The 16,668-nt window shown below is 69.8% G+C and carries 11 protein-coding genes; 5 read left to right on the forward strand and 6 right to left on the reverse strand.

Going from position 1 to position 16,668, the window contains the following annotated elements; genetic code table 11:
* Positions 1-25 precede the first annotated feature (25 nt).
* The gene (locus tag AC0VYP_RS20300; protein WP_285757658.1) at positions 26-1,414 is read left to right on the forward strand and encodes a class II fumarate hydratase; all 1,389 of its coding nucleotides are present in this window, start codon (positions 26-28) and stop codon (positions 1,412-1,414) included.
* A 69-nt stretch (positions 1,415-1,483) separates the two neighbouring features.
* On the opposite strand, the gene AC0VYP_RS20305 is transcribed toward AC0VYP_RS20300, so the two are convergent.
* The gene (locus tag AC0VYP_RS20305) at positions 1,484-2,170 is read right to left on the reverse strand and encodes an aggregation-promoting factor C-terminal-like domain-containing protein (protein WP_285757659.1); all 687 of its coding nucleotides are present in this window, start codon (positions 2,168-2,170) and stop codon (positions 1,484-1,486) included.
* Between the two features lie 446 nt (positions 2,171-2,616).
* On the opposite strand from AC0VYP_RS20305, the gene AC0VYP_RS20310 reads away from it, so the two are divergent.
* Entirely contained in the window at positions 2,617-8,250 is a 5,634-nt protein-coding gene (locus tag AC0VYP_RS20310) for an SCO7613 C-terminal domain-containing membrane protein (RefSeq protein ID WP_475471268.1), read from the forward strand.
* 85 nt (positions 8,251-8,335) lie between these two features.
* Here AC0VYP_RS20310 and AC0VYP_RS20315 read toward each other — a convergent pair whose 3' ends face one another.
* The 3 genes from AC0VYP_RS20315 to AC0VYP_RS20325 form a co-directional block, all read right to left on the reverse strand.
* Complete coding sequence (locus tag AC0VYP_RS20315) at positions 8,336-9,601, reverse strand: PhoH family protein (protein WP_475474317.1); 1,266 nt, start codon at positions 9,599-9,601, stop codon at positions 8,336-8,338.
* A 354-nt stretch (positions 9,602-9,955) separates the two neighbouring features.
* A complete protein-coding gene (locus tag AC0VYP_RS20320) occupies positions 9,956-10,717 on the reverse strand; it encodes an isoprenyl transferase (RefSeq protein ID WP_285757662.1) in 762 nt (253 codons plus the stop codon).
* 192 nt (positions 10,718-10,909) lie between these two features.
* Positions 10,910-11,503 carry an RNA polymerase sigma factor gene (locus AC0VYP_RS20325; protein ID WP_285757664.1) on the reverse strand — a complete coding sequence of 198 codons (594 nt, stop codon included), beginning with the start codon at positions 11,501-11,503 and terminating at the stop codon, positions 10,910-10,912.
* A gap of 159 nt (positions 11,504-11,662) precedes the next feature.
* Between AC0VYP_RS20325 and AC0VYP_RS20330 the strand changes: the two genes are divergently transcribed.
* Complete coding sequence (locus tag AC0VYP_RS20330) at positions 11,663-13,051, forward strand: serine/threonine-protein kinase (RefSeq protein ID WP_475471269.1); 1,389 nt, start codon at positions 11,663-11,665, stop codon at positions 13,049-13,051.
* 56 nt (positions 13,052-13,107) lie between these two features.
* Here AC0VYP_RS20330 and AC0VYP_RS20335 read toward each other — a convergent pair whose 3' ends face one another.
* Together AC0VYP_RS20335 and AC0VYP_RS20340 are read right to left on the reverse strand one after the other, a co-directional pair.
* Positions 13,108-13,743: a hypothetical protein gene (locus AC0VYP_RS20335; protein ID WP_285757666.1), complete on the reverse strand. Its 636-nt coding sequence runs from the start codon at positions 13,741-13,743 to the stop codon at positions 13,108-13,110.
* A gap of 171 nt (positions 13,744-13,914) precedes the next feature.
* The gene (locus AC0VYP_RS20340) at positions 13,915-15,924 is read right to left on the reverse strand and encodes a thioredoxin domain-containing protein (protein ID WP_475471271.1); all 2,010 of its coding nucleotides are present in this window, start codon (positions 15,922-15,924) and stop codon (positions 13,915-13,917) included.
* A 196-nt stretch (positions 15,925-16,120) separates the two neighbouring features.
* On the opposite strand from AC0VYP_RS20340, the gene AC0VYP_RS20345 reads away from it, so the two are divergent.
* Together AC0VYP_RS20345 and AC0VYP_RS20350 are read left to right on the forward strand one after the other, a co-directional pair.
* The gene (locus tag AC0VYP_RS20345) at positions 16,121-16,321 is read left to right on the forward strand and encodes a hypothetical protein (protein ID WP_475471273.1); all 201 of its coding nucleotides are present in this window, start codon (positions 16,121-16,123) and stop codon (positions 16,319-16,321) included.
* 36 nt (positions 16,322-16,357) lie between these two features.
* Positions 16,358-16,543 (forward strand): Uma2 family endonuclease, encoded by a 186-nt coding sequence (locus AC0VYP_RS20350; RefSeq protein WP_475471275.1) that lies wholly within the window; start codon positions 16,358-16,360, stop codon positions 16,541-16,543.
* The last annotated feature ends 125 nt before the right edge of the window (positions 16,544-16,668 follow it).

Below are 16,668 nucleotides of genomic sequence, written 5' to 3' on the forward strand. Positions count from 1 at the left end.
GTTTCCCTGGAGGTGTCTTTTCGCAATGAGTGAATTCCGGATCGAGCACGACTCGATGGGCGAGGTCAAGGTCCCCGCCGACGCCAAGTGGCGGGCGCAGACCCAGCGGGCGGTGGAGAACTTCCCCATCTCCGGTCAGGGACTGGAGCACGCGCACATCGCTGCTCTGGGCCACATCAAGGCCGCAGCGGCGACGGTCAACGCCGAGCTGGGCGTGATCAAACCGGATCTGGCCGAGGCGATTCACGCCGCAGCCCTGGAGGTCGCCGAAGGCCGGTGGAACGACCAGTTCCCCATCGACGTGTTCCAGACCGGCTCCGGCACGTCCAGCAACATGAACACCAACGAGGTCGTGGCCACCCTTGCCACCGCGCGGCTCGGTGAGCCGGTGCACCCCAACGACCACGTGAACGCGTCGCAGTCGTCCAACGACGTCTTCCCATCTTCGATTCACATCGCGGCCACCTCCGCGATCGTGAACGACCTGGTCCCGGCGCTGCGTCACCTTGAAGGCGTGCTCAGTGCCAAGGCCGCGGAGTTCGCGACGGTCGTCAAGAGCGGCCGTACCCACCTGATGGACGCCACTCCGGTCACCCTGGGTCAGGAGTTCGCCGGATACGCCGCACAGGTCCGCTACGGCATCGAGCGGGTCGAAGCCAGCCTGCCGCGCGTCGCCGAGCTGCCTCTGGGCGGGACCGCCGTGGGCACCGGCATCAACACGCCCGAGGGCTTCTCGCCCAAGGTGATCGCCGAGATCGCGCGGGCCACCGGGCTGCCGTTGACCGAAGCCCGCGACCACTTCGAGGCGCAGGGTGCACGGGACGGGTTGGTGGAGCTCTCCGGCCAGCTGCGCACGATCGCCGTGGGCTACGTCAAGATCGCCAACGACATCCGCTGGATGGGCTCCGGTCCGCGGACCGGCCTCACCGAGATCTTCCTGCCCGACCTCCAGCCGGGTTCGTCGATCATGCCAGGCAAGGTCAACCCCGTACTGCCCGAGGCGGTGCTCCAGGTCGCCTCGCAGGTCGTGGGCAACGACGCGGCGGTCGCGTTCGGTGGCGCATCCGGGGTGTTCGAACTGAACGTTCAACTGCCGCTGATCGCGCGCAACGTGCTGGAGTCGATCCGGCTGCTGGCGAACGTCTCCCGTGTGTTCGCCGACCGCTGTGTGGCCGGGATCGCGGCGGATGAGGAACGCTGCCGTGAGTACGCGGAGTCCTCTCCCTCCATCGTGACGCCGCTCAACCGCTACATCGGTTACGAGGAGGCCGCGAAGGTCGCCAAGCAGGCGCTGGCCGAGCGCAAAACGATTCGCCAGGTCGTCATCGAACGGGGCTACGTCACCGACGGCAAGCTCACCGAGGCCCAGTTGGACGAGGCCCTCGACGTGCTGTCGATGACCAACTCGCAGTAGCCGCGGCCCGGCCCCGGAACAACGAAGCGGTCCGCCCCGTCGGTGACGGGGCGGACCGCTTTCCCGGCTCTAGTACCAGCCGTTGTTCTGGGAGTGCTGCCAGGCGTCGCAGGGGGCGCCGTAGCGGTCCTTGATGTAGCCCAGCCCCCACTTGATCTGGGTGGCGGGGTTGGTCTGCCAGTCGGAACCGGCGCTGGCCATCTTGGAACCGGGCAGCGACTGCGGGATCCCGTAGGCTCCCGAGCTGGGGTTCTGGGCGAGGTGGTTCCAGTTGCTTTCCTTCTCCCACAGGGATTCCAGGCAGCTGAACTGGTCGTCGCCCCACCCGCGGGCGGTCAACTGTTCGCGGGCGATGGCTTTGGACTCCGAGGCGGGAACGGGAGAGGTGCTTCCGCCTCCGCCCTGGTCGCCTCCGCCGGAGGTCTCCTCCTCTGCCTCTTCCTCTTCTTCCTCCTTCTCCGGTGCGACCTCGCCCTGGGCTGACGCGGAACCGGCATCGACCGCGGCATCGCGCTCGGTGGTGGCCTGGGCGCGCAGGTTCTGGCGCGCTTCCTGGGTGAGGGGGTCGGAGTCGACGAAGAACGGGATCTCCTCTTCGACCGGTGCGTCCTCCGGCAGAACCGCAGCGGAGGCCGCCTGGTCCGGCACAGCCCCGGTGTCGGCGAATGCGGAGACGCCGAAAGCTGTCCCCGCGACGACGACCGCCGCCGCTCCGGCCGCCGTGGCCACCCGAAGCGAAATCCGGTTTTTCAGCAAGAATCGGCCTTTCAACGGTCGTATGCCCCACAGCTCGCACACGATCGAACGCACCCCGAGGACCTCGTGGTGAGGAGGTGCGGCGACGGGTGGGGGGTCGGGCACGTGGGCCACCCGCATCGCCCGCTGAGGTCTTAGTGCGCGGGGTGATTGGACGGGTTCGTTCACGCAGCGTCCGGCGCACGGTTCTCGGGGTTCTTTCAGGAACGGGCTCCACCCTGCCTCATGATCACGACCAAATAACACCAAAATCACCATGAGGCAGATCACACTACTCAAAGAAATTGTTAATTCACGAAGAGTGATTCTTCTGGCCTTTTCGGCACACGGGCCTGCCGGCCATCGAAGTACCCGGGTGCGCGGAGGGCGGTGAGCAGGTACACCCAGGTCGCGATTGAGTACCCGAGGCGATGGCCAGGGCGTCCCGTTCTGGGATCGTCTGTCCTATGAACGCCTACGGACCCGATGCCCCGTGCCCGGACTGCGGTACCCGGTTGGCGCCATGGAGCGCGATGTGCCACGTGTGCGGCCTTCCCTCCTCAGGGGCGACGGCCAAGAGCCTGGGCAGGGTCCTGGCCCGGATTCGCGCCGTCGAGCAGCGCCGGAGCCGGCTCTACCTGCAACGCGACACCTTGGTCCTTCATCTGCGCAGCCAGCGCGACGCCGCGGCTGCCGCACACCGTGCCCGCATGGCACGCCTCTCCCCCGCGCCGCGCCCGGGCCCCGCGTTCGGTCCACCGCAACCGGCGCCCGCAGAGGTCGGGCCGGCGCCGCACCGCTTCTCGCCCCCGCCCTGGGCCCCCGCCCCCGGCCGGCCCTCCGCCGCACTCGGCTCGCCTGTGGCCGCTTCTCCCCCGGTGGAGCATCAGAGGGGAAGCGGCCCGGCGCACAGCGCTGCGGTAGCCGCACCCTCCGGTCCACGGGCGCGTCCACGGCTCGAACTGTCCAGTTTCTCGGTGCAGAACGTGCTGCTCGCCCTGGGCGGTCTGCTGATCGCCGTGGCCGCAGCCGTATTCACCATCGTCAGCTGGAGCGACTTGGGGGTCGGAACGCGTGCGTTGGTCCTGGGCGGGCTCACCGCGCTCGCCGCCGTCGCCGCGCGGCCTCTGCACCGAAGGGGGATGGGGTCCACCGCAGAGACATTCGGCGTGCTGGCCGCCGTGCTGCTCTGCCTGAACGCGATCGCGCTATGGATCGTCACCGACCTCCCGCTCCCCGTAGCGGGCTATACCGCGGCGGCCCTGGCGGCCATCTGCGCCCTCCTCGTGGCCTATCCGCTGCTGGTCCCATTGCGCGGTCCGCGTGTCGTGGCAGCAGTCCTCGCCCAACCCGTCCCGATCCTTGTCGGCATCGCGGTATGGCCGAGTTTTGAAGTGCTCCCGTTGGCACTGGCGACGACCGCGCTGGGCAACGTCGTGGTTCGTTCGACCCCGCGGGCCGCGGCACAACAGGGGTTGCTGTCCACGGCGGCCGCAATCAGCTGGGTGGCCGCCATCATCACGGCCTCCCTGTTTGCTCTGGTCAACGCCACGATCGGCGCGCTGAGCGGGGAAGCCGGCGAATTCGCGCGATGGCCGACCGTCGCGCTGCTGCTGTGCGGCGCGGTCGCGGTGCTGGAGGCGCGGGCCGGCCGGTGGGCCACGGGCCGCGCCGCGGCGGGCGCGGGGGCCGCCCTGTCCTGGCTCCTGGTCCCCCCGGTCGCCGTGGGCGGGTTCCTCCCCTCCCCGGTGTGGGCACTGCTGTCCCTGGCAGTAGCGGCGATGATCGCCTCTGTCGTGGTGGGGCTTCTGCCGGCCGCCCATCGCCACGGTCCTCGTTTCGTGGTGGTCGGAACTCTCGGCGTGGCCGGGCTGGTCGGCGCCGTCGGGCTGCTCCCGCTACTGGATCTGCTGGGGCCGCTCTCTCGCCCGGGGCAGGGGCATGTCCTGCTGGTGGGGTCGGCCGTGCCTTGGGGGGCGGGGCTCCTGTGGACACTGTCGGCGGTGGTCGCGGGCACGGTTGTGGTGACCGTTTCCCGGGCCCCCGCGTGGAGTGCTGCAACGGGGCTGGCGGGAATCGTCCTCACCGGAACGGGAGCCGGGCACTTGCTGGGGCACACCGCGTCGGTGGTGATCCTGGCGATAACGGCGTCGGTGCTGGTCGGGATCGCGGCGCTGCTGCGTGTTCCGGTCGAGGGCGCTGGGAGCCTCTGGGGCCCTGTTGCTCGTCGCCGCACCGTTGTGACCGCGCTGGTGGTCAGTCTTCCCTTGGGCGTGCTGGCTGCGAGCGGCTCCCTGGCCGACCGCGGGTCGGCGGTCGCCGTGGTGGGTGCGCTGACCGTGGTGGTCGTGGCCGGGGCGGTGCTGTCGGGCGTCCGAGGTGCGCCGCCGGCTGTCCGGGCCTGCTACTCGGTGGCGGCCGTGCTCCTGTCCTCCGGTGCGACGCTGGGGGTGAATGTGTTCTGGCCCCTCCCTCTGGGAATCGTGGTCGGCGTGCTGCTGGGAGTGGCCGGGACGGCAGTGGCTGCGGCCACCGCCCTGGACCGCCGCCGCCCATCCGCACCCGTTTCCCCCTCGGCGGACACCGGGGCAGCCGTGCAGGTCATGGCGGTGGACACCGCACTGTTCGTGCCGTTGGGCCTGGCGGTGGCGCTCGCGGGAACAGCAGGAACGGGACCGGCTGCCCTGGCTCTGGCCCTGGCGGCGGTCCCGGCCCTGGCGGCGGGTAGCCATCATCGCTCGCTTCCGCGCCATGCGCCCGCTGCGGTTGCGTGGGGCGCCGGGATCGCGCTGGCCGCTGTGGGGCTGCTGTCGCTGCCTTTGCTCACACAGGTGGTTCTCGGACCGTTCGCCCAAGTGGGAGCGGTCTGGGCCGGTCCCGTGGGTCCGCTCGTGGCGGGCCAGCCCGAACTCGGGGCCACTCTCTCCCTGCTGGTACTGCTGGGATGTGCCGCCTGGTGGCCGCCGGTTCGCCACCGCGGCGCGGGGCCGATCTCCTCGACCACGGCGGGGACGATGGGTGCGCTGATCGCCACCGCATGGCTTCCCGCCCCTCTGATCCCCATGGCGCTTACCGTCGCCACGGTGCTTTTGGTGACCCTGTCGGTCATCGCGGGACGCCACCGAACCACCACTTTTGTCAACAAATCGACTGAAGTCCGGATGTCGGGGGTCGCTCCTGTCCGCGTTCCGGTGCTGTCGGCAGGAGGTCCGGCACTGGCCCTGGCCGGCCTGACCGGGACTGCGGCGGTTGCGGCCGGTCTGGCCGGCCCCGTGACGACGGTCGTCGTCCTGGGAGTGCTGGCGGCTACCTCCGGAGCGGCGGCGGTGCTGGCCGCGCCTGTCGCCACCCGCGCGGCGACCGCTGTGGCGGGAGTCCTCGCACTGACCGGCCTGGTGTGGGCTGCGCTGGTCTATGCCCAGGCAACAGCAGGGGCAGCGGTACCGGCGTTGCTGAGCGCCGCGGCGATCGCAGTGGGCTGTGCGACCGCCGCGGGCCGGGCAGGCGGGCGCCGCGCACAGGTGATCGCACTGGACACGAGCGGACTCGTGCCTCTGGGGGCCGCGATCGTCTGGGCGCTCGGCGAAGGCCGGGAGCTCACCGCTCTGGCGACCGGGTTGAGCGGGTTGCTCGTTCTGGTGGCCGCGACCCACCCCGTGCGAACCCGGCCGGTGGGAACGGTCCGCGCCGACCAGGCGCTCGGTGCGCTGGCCGGTCTTCTGGGGGCGGGCTCCCTTCTTCTGGTGGGCGACCGGGTCGCGGCGATGCTGCTGGGCCCGCTGACGGTGGCCGGTTCTGCCTGGGACGCCGGGTGGGGAACCGACACCACCCTGGCCACCGCGGCCGGGGGCGGCGCCCCGCTGCTCTTTCTTGCGGCCTGCGCCGTAGCGCTGACCGTGCTGGCGCTGCTCGCCGGCCTGGGCGGAGGACGGGGCTCGGTGGTGAGCGCGGGCTCGGCAGCCGGAGGGGTCATGGTCCTGTTGCTGATCACCCATCTGGCGATACCGGTGCTGCCCGCGTTGACCGCCGCCACGGTTACGGCGGGACTGCTGTTGGGGCGGGCGGCCCGCGCCACTGGCGCAGGTGCGTTTGTGGCGGCGGGGAGCGGACTCCTCGTCGCCGTACTGACCGTCGGCTGGGCGCTGACCACCCCGGCACGCACCGTGGCCGTACTGGGTGCGCTCGGGGTACTGGGCGTCGTGGCGACGCTGGCCGTGTCCGCTCGGACCCGGGCCGATGCGCCGGTTGCCGCTGCGGTACCGGTCGTTGTCGCGGGAACGGGGCTGGCACTGGCCGTCCAGGCCGGGTACGCGGCGCTGCCTCGTGTGGGCGTCGCGGTCGATCCCGCTGGACTCCCCTACGTGGCGCTGGCGCTGGCCGCGGTGCTCGGCGTCGCGGCACAGTTGTCGTCGGCGCGATCGCGGCGCGGTGCCGCAGCATGGCTGCGCACGGCCGTGGCGCCGAATCGGGCCGCGGCACAACGGTGGCACGACCACGCGACGGCCACGGTACGACCGGACGGCACGGAACGACCGGAGCGACGGGGCGGCCTCGTGGTGGCGGCGCTGGCACTGATGGTGAGTGCCGCCCTGGCCACCGGGGCAACGGGGTCGGCTCCGCTGGTGGCGGCCCTCTCCGGGGTGCTGCTGATCGGACTGGCGGGCACCCTGGCGCGTGTTCCCGCGACGGGGGTGGCCGTGCTGGGAGCGCTGTGCGTGGCAGCGGCGATGGTCACCGCGGTACCACGGTTGGGCATGATCCTGCTCGCCCCCTACACCTGGGTCGTGGCAGCCTGGACCGGGACGGGCCCGGAGGGTCTGCTCGCCCCGGCCTCGGGGGTCCTTGCTCCGTGGGGCGGGATCGAGCCCGATCCGCTGACTCTTCCAGTCGTCACGGTGAGCGGCCTGGCGGTGCTGGTTCTGTTGTGGACGCGCGTCCCGAAGGCCGTGGCCCCGGCCGCGGTCCTCATGGCCACACCGGTACTGGCCCCCTATGCGGTGGTCACGAACCTGGGCTACGGCATGGCCCTGGGATGGTTGCTGCTCGTGGCCACCGCGCTGGGCGGGGTCGCGGCGCTGTCCGGGCGCCCCGGATTCGCCGTCTTCACCGGGGTGGTGGCACTGTGGCCGGCCGGCCTGGCCGTGGCCTGGAGCCTGGCCGAGCCGGGCGCGACGCTGGTCGTCACCGGGCTGGTGACGGTCGTGGCCGCCAGTTGCCTTGTCATCGCGGGACACCGTCCGTCGCGTCCGGCCTCCACCGGGGCATCGGACACGGCTTTCGCCGTCGGTGCGGGAGTGGTCGCGGTACTGGCAGGCGGAGGTTTCGCGGCGGCTGTGCCGTTGGCCTTCGGCCATCCCCCGGAGACGGCGGCACTGGCGCTGGTCGTGGTGGTTGCAGGGGTACTGCTGATGCCCTACCTGGTGCGACCGGACCGCGGCATGCTGATGGCCGCCGAGGGTGCGGCGGGGGTCCTCGGGCTGGCCGCTGTCCTGCTGGCGCTGATCGGCGGACGGCCGGAGATGGCCGGCACGGTGCTGGCCGGCCTCGGTGTGATCGCCCTGAGCGCGGCACCGCGCCCCGGACGCGCGCCGCTGGGCGCTGTCGGAGCGATGCTGATGATGGCTTCCGTCTGGGTGTTCCTGGGCTGGCTACAGGTCGGGGCGCCCGAACCCTACACACTGTTGCCTGCTCTCGCGGCACTGGCCGTCGGAAGGGAGTGGCGCGGGCGTCGGCCCGGAACGAGGACCTGGATGGCGTACGGCCCTGGCCTTGCCCTGTTGTTCCTTCCCGGTCTCGGGGCCACCTACCTGGCTTCCGGGGCCGAGCCGTGGCGGATCGGAGTGCTCGCCGCGAGCGCCCTGGCCGCGACGCTGGCCGGGGCTCGGTGGCGACTCCTGGCACCGCTGCTGACGGGGTCGGTCACCCTGGTGCTGGCAGCAGCCCAGGCGTTCGGGCCACCACTGTGGCAGACGGTGCTGACGCTGCCCAACTGGATTCCGGTGGGTGTTGCGGGGGTTCTGCTCCTGGCGGTCGGGGCCCGCTACGAACGGCGCCTGCGCGACCTGCGTCGCCTGGGTCATGCCCTGCGCCGCATGGAGTAGGCGAGGCGGTTGCCGGAGGACGGGGCACACGCGAGGGGGCGGTTCCCTTACCGGAACCGCCCCCTGCGTCTGCTTTCCGAGGGGCTCAGCCCTCCAGCATCTCGGTGACCAGTGCGGCGATCGGAGAGCGCTCCGACCTGGTCAGCGTGACGTGGGCGAAGAGGGGATGGCCCTTGAGCTTCTCGACCACGGCGACCACGCCGTCGTAACGCCCGACCCGAAGGTTGTCGCGCTGGGCGACATCGTGGGTGAGCACCACCCTGGAGTTCTCCCCCAGCCGCGACAACACGGTCAGCAGCACCCCGCGCTCCAGGGACTGGGCCTCGTTGACGATCACGAAGGAGTCGTGGAGCGAGCGGCCCCTGATGTGGGTGAGCGGCAGGACCTCCAGCATCCCCCGTTCCACGACCTCGTTGACGACGTCTTGCGTGGTCACCGCTGAGAGCGTGTCGTGGACCGCCTGCGACCACGGCGACATCTTCTCGTACTCGCTGCCCGGCAGGTAGCCGAGTTCCTGACCGCCGACCGCGTACAAGGGGCGGAACACGACGACCTTGCGGTGCTGCTGCCGTTCGAGGACGGCGTCGAGCCCCGCACAGAGCGCGAGCGCGGACTTACCGGTACCGGCCCTGCCGCCGAGCGACACGATGCCCACATCGGGGTCGGTGAGCAGGTCGAGCGCGATCCGCTGCTCGGCGCTGCGGCCGTGCAGGCCGAACACGTCGCGGTCGCCCCTGACCACCTTCACCGACTTGTCGGGCAGCACCCGGCCCAGTGCCTTGCCCCGCTCCGAGACCAGGACCAACCCGGTGTGGCAGGGCAGGTCCCGGGCCGCCTCGACATCCGTCGAACCGTGCTCGAAGAGGTCCTGGATCTCGTGCGCGGGCACCTCCAGCTCTGCCATCCCGGTCCACCCGTGCTCAATGGCGAGCTCGGCACGGTACTCGTCCGCGGCCAGACCGATCGACGACGCCTTGATCCGCAAGGGGAGATCCTTGCTGACCAGGACGACGTCACAGCCCTCTGCCGAGAGGTTGCGGGCGACCGTCAGTATCCGGGTGTCGTTGTCCCCCAGCCGGAAACCGGCCGGGAGGAGACTCGGATCGCTGTGGTTGAGCTCCACGCGCAGGGTACCGCCGAGCTCGTTGACGGATACCGGGACGTCGAGGCTGCCGAAGGCGACCCTTAGGTCGTCCAGGCGACGCAACGCCTCGCGGGCGAAGTAGCCCAGTTCGGGGTGTTGGCGCTTGCTCTCAAGCTCGGTGATGACAACGATCGGCAGGACCACTTCGTGTTCGGCGAAGCGGGTGATCGACATTGGGTCCGCGAGAAGGACACTGGTGTCGAGCACATAGGTGCGCCGCAATCGCGCCTCGTCTGAGGCACTGGTGTCGAGGTCGCGGCGGGCGGTCGAGGAACTAGCCACTCGTTCTCCCCCTGGGCGCATTCAAGCACCCTAGACTCACGGGATACCAAGGACCGGGACCAGCCCCACGAGGGCCGGGACCGGCCCTCATCACGATGAGTTCCTGATTGACCAGGACCGTCAATGAGTCGGGGCCTCCCGAGCGGCAGGATGCGCACCTGCCACTGGATACCGACGGTACTCGGCTCGGGTGAAAGAGCAAGACCCCAGCGGCACCCAGCGTGTGAACACCGGGTTACGCGTGTCGCTTCCTGGTCCAGGAGAGAACTGGGATCCGGCTCACGAGCCGAAGCGTCGGTTCCGCGCACCGAAGGAGCGGAGCGCGCGCAGGAAGTCCACTTTGCGGAAAGCGGGCCAGAAGACCTCGCAGAAGTAGAACTCCGAGTGCGCGCTCTGCCAGAGCAGGAAGCCGGATAGGCGCTGCTCTCCCGAGGTCCGGATGAGAAGGTCCGGGTCGGGCTGGCCACGGGTGTAGAGATGCTCGGCGATGTGCTCCAGGTCGAGGCGCTCTGCGAGCTCCTCGATCGTGGTGCCTTTGGCCGCCTCCGACTGCAGGAGCGACCGAACCGCATCAGCGATCTCACGCCTACCTCCATACCCCACGGCCACGTTCACAATCAGACCGGGATTCTCGGATGTGGCGCTACCCGCTTCTTTCATGACACGGGAGGTCGCATCGGGCAACAGGTCTAGTGCGCCCATGGGGTTGACCCGGAAGCCTTCGTGTTCGAGGCGGCGAACGGTCTCCTCGATGATGGCCAGTAGGGGTTCGAGCTGCTCGGGTGGGCGGGTGAGGTTCTCCGTGGACAGCAGCCACAGCGTGACCACCTGGACACCCACCTCGTTGCACCAGCTCAGCAGCTCGAAGATCTTGTCGGCGCCGGCCTGGTGTCCCTTGTTGACGTTGGCCAGTCCACTGGTCTTGGCCCACCTGCGGTTGCCGTCGAGGATCACTCCGACGTGCCGGGGGATCTCGAAGGTTCCGAGCTTGCGCTCGATCCGCCGTTCGTACAGCCAGTAAAGGGGGTCACGCAGCCCCATGAGAGTCACCTTTCCACTGCTTTGGGTACCGGGCGGTTCCGAAGGCGCGACGACCACCGCAGCGCTCTCGTCGGGCCGCGGGTCATGCGATCCGGGGGTCGCGGGGCCGCTGCTGGCAACAACCGTAACCAACGAACCGGCCGGCAACGGTCATGCCGACCCGCGCGGTTCCCGGGATCTGCATGTCCCGTCCTACTTGACGGCGAGCGACTTCCGGACCCGTTTGCGCCCCTCGTGGATACGGGACTTGACCGTCCCCAACGCGAGGTCCAACTCAGCGGCGATCTCGCTGTACTCCATCTGGCACAGATCACGCAGTACCAGAGGGGCAACCAGATTGGGGCGATCGCGCTCCAACTGGTCCAGTGCTTCCAGCAGGTCGATCCTGGAACCCGCGATGACGCTGGTGGTGCGCGGGTCGCTCTGGTGCGGAATCCGCTCGGCCTCGGTGGGCAGCTCCGCCGAGCGCCGTTTCATGGAGCGGTAGGTCTGTCGCGCAGAGTTGGAGACCACTGTATAGAGCCACGTCGTGAACAGCGACTCACCACGGAAGCGCTCGATGCTGGCGGCGACCCGCATCAGCGCGTCCTGGCACGCCTCTTCCGCGTCTTGCCTGTAGGGCAGGAAGCGGGCGCATCGCCGCAGCACGTCCGGCTGGATTCGGCGCAGCAGCTCCTCCAGAGCCGGCTGGTCCCCTGCCTTGGCGCGGAGCGCCAGTTGTTCCAGGGACTCCTCCGCGACGGGCTCTGCCCGGTCCGAACCGTAAGGCTGGTCTGCGTTGCGCACGGCAGATGGCTCCCAACTGAGATCGCTGTCCAGGTATTACACACCTCTCACGACAGCAGTGTCGTGTCGCCCGAACGTGTCGCCCGCTTCTCCGGCTCCGCCTCTCGGTCCGAACAAACGTGACGTTTGGCAGGTGAAGACATGGTAAAAGCAGTAGCTGTGGCACAACCGGAGCGTTTCGGACGCTATCGCGTTCTTCGTCGGCTGGGCTCGGGCTCGTTCGCCACCGTTTGGTTGGGACACGACGATCTGCTCGACACACCGGTCGCGATCAAAGTGCTGGCCGAGAACTGGGCCCACCAGTTGGACATTCATCACCGCTTCGTCGAGGAGGCGCGCATTCTGCGCCATGCCGACTCCGAGTGGCTGGTCCGGGTGCACGACATCGGAACGCTTCCCGACGAGCGGCCGTACTTCGTGATGACCTACGCCGACCGCGGCAGTGTCGCCGACCGGATCGCGGCGGGGACGTTGCCGATGGACGAAGCGCTCAGGTTGTTGACCGAAATCGGCCAGGGCGTGACCGTCCTGCACCGGCACGGCACCATTCACCGTGACATCAAACCTTCCAACGTGCTGCTGCAGTCGAGCCCGGTCGGAGAGCGGGTCCTGGTCGCCGACCTCGGCTTCGCCAAGAGCATCGACGAGGCGTCCGGTTTCACTGCTGCCGCGGGCACTCCCGGGTACATGTCCCCCGAGCAGAGTGTGATCGGCGGGGACATCGACGTGCGTGCCGACGTCTACTCGCTGGGCGCGGTGGCCTACGAACTTCTCACCGGCAAGCGTCCACCGCGTCCGCCGGTCCTGGTTCCCCCCAGCCGGTCCCGTCCCGGTCTTCCCCCGGCCCTGGACGAGTTGATCATGTCGGCGATGGCGCAGAACCGCGCGGAGCGCCCACCCGATGCCGCCACCTTCACCTCACGGATCCGCGAGATCCGAATGGCCCCCGACCTCAAACTCGCCGAACCGTGGTGGCACCGCTATCGGGCAATCGGGGCACGGAGTGCCCTGGCAGCGGCGACCGCACTGGCGGTCCTGGCGGGGGCCTCCGCCGCGGCAGCCTCGCCCGGGGTGGAGTTGGTGGACGTCTACGACTCCACCGCCGAGATCCAGATGCTGATCCCATTGCCCTGGGCGCGGGAGATGCAGGTGAACGGCTGGTCCCCGCGCGAGCTGGGCATGCCCGGTGGACACGAGCCGGGGTTGCTGGTGGCCACCGACGTGGCGGCCTGGGGTGATCCGGAAGCCGACGTGTCGGGGGTGTTCGCCGGGCTGGTGAAACAGGACGGCGATCGCGGCCTGGCCGGGCTGGATCGGCTGGTGGGCTCCGCCCTTTGTCCGGGACATCCCCAGCGGCTGCGATTCGGCAACGGGCGCTGGGAGGGCGAGGTCTGGCAGTGGCAGGACTGCCCCTCGGGTGGTGTCTTCACGACGGCAGCGCTCAACCATCGCGCCTACGACCGGACGCTGTATCTGGAGATCCGCCAATCCGGACACCAACCGACCGTGGTCAACGAGATCCTGGCGGGCGCACGCCTCACGGAATGAAACCCTCCCGGGTCCGTCCCCGATCAGGACGGGCGTCCACGGCACGGACCGACGGTTCAGTCGCCCTCGTACCCCGACAGGTCGGCGGAGTGCACGATCGCGGCGTATCCCGGGTAGGCGTCCTCTTGGGCGACCGGGACGTCGAACTCCAGCCCGGCCTCGGCGACGAACCACACCAGGGTGCGGAAGGACACCCCGTCCGTACAGGGCACGGTCCACTCGCTGAACCTGGCCTGCTCGCCACTGACCAGGGCGAAGCCACCGCTGTCGGTGATCGTTGCGTTTCCGGTACGGACCGGACCGTCGGTGGGGGAACCGCCCGGACAGGCCGCCCAGGGGCGCCGCCACTTCTTCGGATCGTCCAGGTCCGCACCTTCCGCATCGATGATGCCGTCCTGGACGGCGTTGGATCGGATGTGCAGGGCCGAGTTGGGGCACTCGCCGCCGGGCTGGGGGTCGGCTCCGGGCGGGACGAGGCAGGACGCGGAGCCGCCGGTGGTCCAACCGGGCGGCAGTACTAGGTTGACGCCTTTGTAGTCGTGCAGACGGGCGTCGCCGACCAGGCGGAACCCCGTTTCCGCGACGGCAGCCGGATGCGCCAGGCCGGGGACGTTGCGCGGCGGGTTTCCCACGCATCCGCCCAGCGGGAGGAGCACCGCGACGAAGAACGCCACACCGGTGCGTCCCCGCATGGCTCCCCTCCCCCGTTTGTCGTGCAGGCGTGTTGCCGGGCTGCGCCGGGTGAACCCGATCGCGCCCTCTCATCCCATCAGACCGAAGGGCGAGAAGACGAGACCCTATCCGTGGCCGGTGACGGCTGGCGGGCACGTGACGCGGGAGAAGGGTGCTCTGCCGGACATCGGTCAGCCCTGGGCGAGCTCCACGGCCAGTTCCTCGGGAGTGGTGACCGGCAGCCGACAGGTGAAGCCACGGCAGACGTAGGCAGCGGCACGGCCATCGACCAGGGGCCGGTCGCGCAGCAGGCCGATCCCGCCGTCATCGCGGCCGTCGCCACGGGTGATGACGGCCCCCGGGGAGGTGGCCAACAGGGCAGCCCGATGCAGCGCGTCGGCGTCCGGATCGCCCGTCGCGCCCACCACTGCGATCTCCAGCGGACCGGCGAGCCTGGCCTCGGCTACGGCCAGGCCCCAGCCGGCGAACCTGGGGGCTCTGCCGGCCAGCAGGGTGACGAGGGACAGTGCCGACTCCGCGGCCTCGCGGTGACGGTGCGACCCGGTAAGGGCGGCGTAGCTCAGGAGCGCGCCCGCAGCGGCGAACCGGCCGGAGGGGGTGGCGTTGTCCGTGGGGTCCTGAGGGCGGTTGAACAGTTCCTCGGCGTCGTCCGCGGTGTCGTAGAAACCACCGTGGCCGTCGGGGAAGCGTTTCAGGACCGTGTCCAGCAGCGCACCGGCCACCCGCACCCACTCGGGCTCCCCGGTGACCGCGTGCAGGGCGAGCAGTCCTTCGGCGACGTCGGCGTAGTCCTCCAGAACGCCTGCGCTGCGCCCGGCCGCACCGTCACGGGAGGTGCGCACCAGACGGCCGTCGGCGTAGTGCACGTCCACGAGGAGACGAGCCGCACCACGGGCGCTCTCGACCAGGTCGGGGCGGTCCAGCAGGGCTCCGGTCTCGGCCAGGGCAGCGATCGCGAGGCCGTTCCAGGCCGCCACGACCTTGTCGTCGCGTGCCGGGGCCTCCCGCAGGGAGCGGGCCGTGTGCAAGGTCGCGCGGACCCGGGAGTACCGGTCCGGGTCGTCGGCGTCGGTACGCAACTGGAGGACGGAGGCACCGTTCTCGAAGGTGCCTTGGGCGGTGACACCGAACAGGTGGGCGGCCCACTGCCCGTCTTCGGCTCCGAGGGCCTCGTCCAACTGTTCAGGCGTCCAGACGTAGAACAGCCCCTCTTCGCCTTCGGTGTCGGCGTCGAGCGCGGAAGCGAAACCGCCTTCGTCGGTGGCGAGTTCCGCGACGAGCCAGTCGGCGGTCTCCAGCGCGACCCTGCGGGCCAGCCCGTCCCCGGTCCGGCGCCACAGATGGGTGTAGGCGCGCAGGAGCAGGGCGTTGTCGTAGAGCATCTTCTCGAAGTGCGGGACCACCCAGCCCGCGTCCACCGAGTAGCGGGCGAACCCTCCACCGAGCTGATCGTAGATACCGCCACGGGCCATGGCCGTCGTGGTGTGGGTAGCCAGCCGCAGTGCCTCCCCCGCGGCTTCGGGCCGCTCCCCCGTACGGGAGAGGCGGTCGTGATGGCGCAGGAGGAATTCGATGATCATGGACGGCGGGAACTTGGGCGCGCTGCCGTATCCGCCGTTGACGCCGTCGTAGGCATCGGCCAGCGCGGCCGCGGCCGCCGACAGGACGTCGGCGTCGGGGCACTCCCCGCTCGGGGGGACTCGCGGCCCGCTGAGCGCGTCCACCACTCGTCTGCCTTGGTCGAGGACACCGTCCCGGTCCTCGTTCCACGCCTGGGAGACCCCGAGCAGCAGCCGTTGGAAGTGGTCGCGGGGAAAGTAGGTGCCGCAGTAGAAGGGCGCCCCTTCGGGGCTGAGGAAGACCGTCATGGGCCAACCGCCTTGGCCGGTCATGGCCTGGGTGGCCTCCATATAGACGGTGTCCACATCGGGGCGTTCCTCACGATCGACCTTGACGGCGACGAACCCGGCATTCATGAGCTGGGCGGTTCGCTCGTCCTCGAAGGACTCGTGCGCCATGACGTGGCACCAGTGGCAGGCGGAGTAGCCGATGGACAGCAGGACCGGGACGTCGCGGCGGCGGGCCGCGGCGAACGCCTCCTCACCCCAGGGGAACCAGTTGACCGGGTTGTCGGCATGCTGAAGTAGATAAGGCGAGGTCGCACCAGCCAACCGGTTCATGAAAGTCAGCCTCTCACAGCGTCTGCCGCGACCGGTGAATCACTGACGAGCCCACCTCACTTGGCCGAATTGCACTTATGCGCCATGACGTGGCGGGCGGCTCCTTCCCTTCCGAGTCGGGCATCCCGGCACCTCGAAACAGTAGGCTTGGCGCAGCAGCGCCGCACCTGCCAAGGCCTCTCGAAGGAGGTACACCATGGCCTCCGAGATGGCAGCGCCTGCGTGGATGCATACGCAGATCAGCGCGGAACAGTACGAATCCTGGTCCGAGGAGCAGTGCGCCGGCATTGAGATCGTGGACGGGATGGTCGTCGTGAGCCCGAGCGCTTCCAAGCGGCGCAACCGGCTGGCTCAACTCCTGGCCAATGCCCTGGACGCCGCCGCGGGCCCGGACTGAAAAGGCGACACGGACTTCGACGTCCGCTTGCCGGACGTGCCGCTCACCAACCGCCGTCCAGCCGTCACCGTATACCGGGCGGAGACCATCGACCTCACACCCACCCGCCCAGAGCACGTCCTCCTGGTCGTCGAGGTCGTGTCCCCAGGGCCAGAAACCACAGACCGGATCGTGAAGGCGGACCAGTACACCAAGGCTGGCATTCCGATCGTCCACATCTAGCGTCCTCGACCCCGCCGACAAGCCCTACCGGGACAGCGAGATCTTCACCGGCACTGTGAAAGCCATCGCCCCGTTCTCCGTCACGACCGACCTCAGGACCCTCTGAGGAGCCAAGAGCCGACCAC

This window comes from Nocardiopsis sp. iso_186, assembly GCF_056173365.1.

Coding starts and splice junctions, on each gene's coding strand:
- AC0VYP_RS20300 (WP_285757658.1), top strand. CDS start 26: ATGAGTGAATTCCGGATCGAGCACGACTCGATGGGCGAGGTCAAGGTC.
- AC0VYP_RS20310 (WP_475471268.1), top strand. CDS start 2,617: ATGAACGCCTACGGACCCGATGCCCCGTGCCCGGACTGCGGTACCCGG.
- AC0VYP_RS20320 (WP_285757662.1), bottom strand. CDS start 10,717: ATGGGGCTGCGTGACCCCCTTTACTGGCTGTACGAACGGCGGATCGAG.
- AC0VYP_RS20335 (WP_285757666.1), bottom strand. CDS start 13,743: ATGCGGGGACGCACCGGTGTGGCGTTCTTCGTCGCGGTGCTCCTCCCG.
- AC0VYP_RS20340 (WP_475471271.1), bottom strand. CDS start 15,924: ATGAACCGGTTGGCTGGTGCGACCTCGCCTTATCTACTTCAGCATGCC.
- AC0VYP_RS20345 (WP_475471273.1), top strand. CDS start 16,121: ATGGCCTCCGAGATGGCAGCGCCTGCGTGGATGCATACGCAGATCAGC.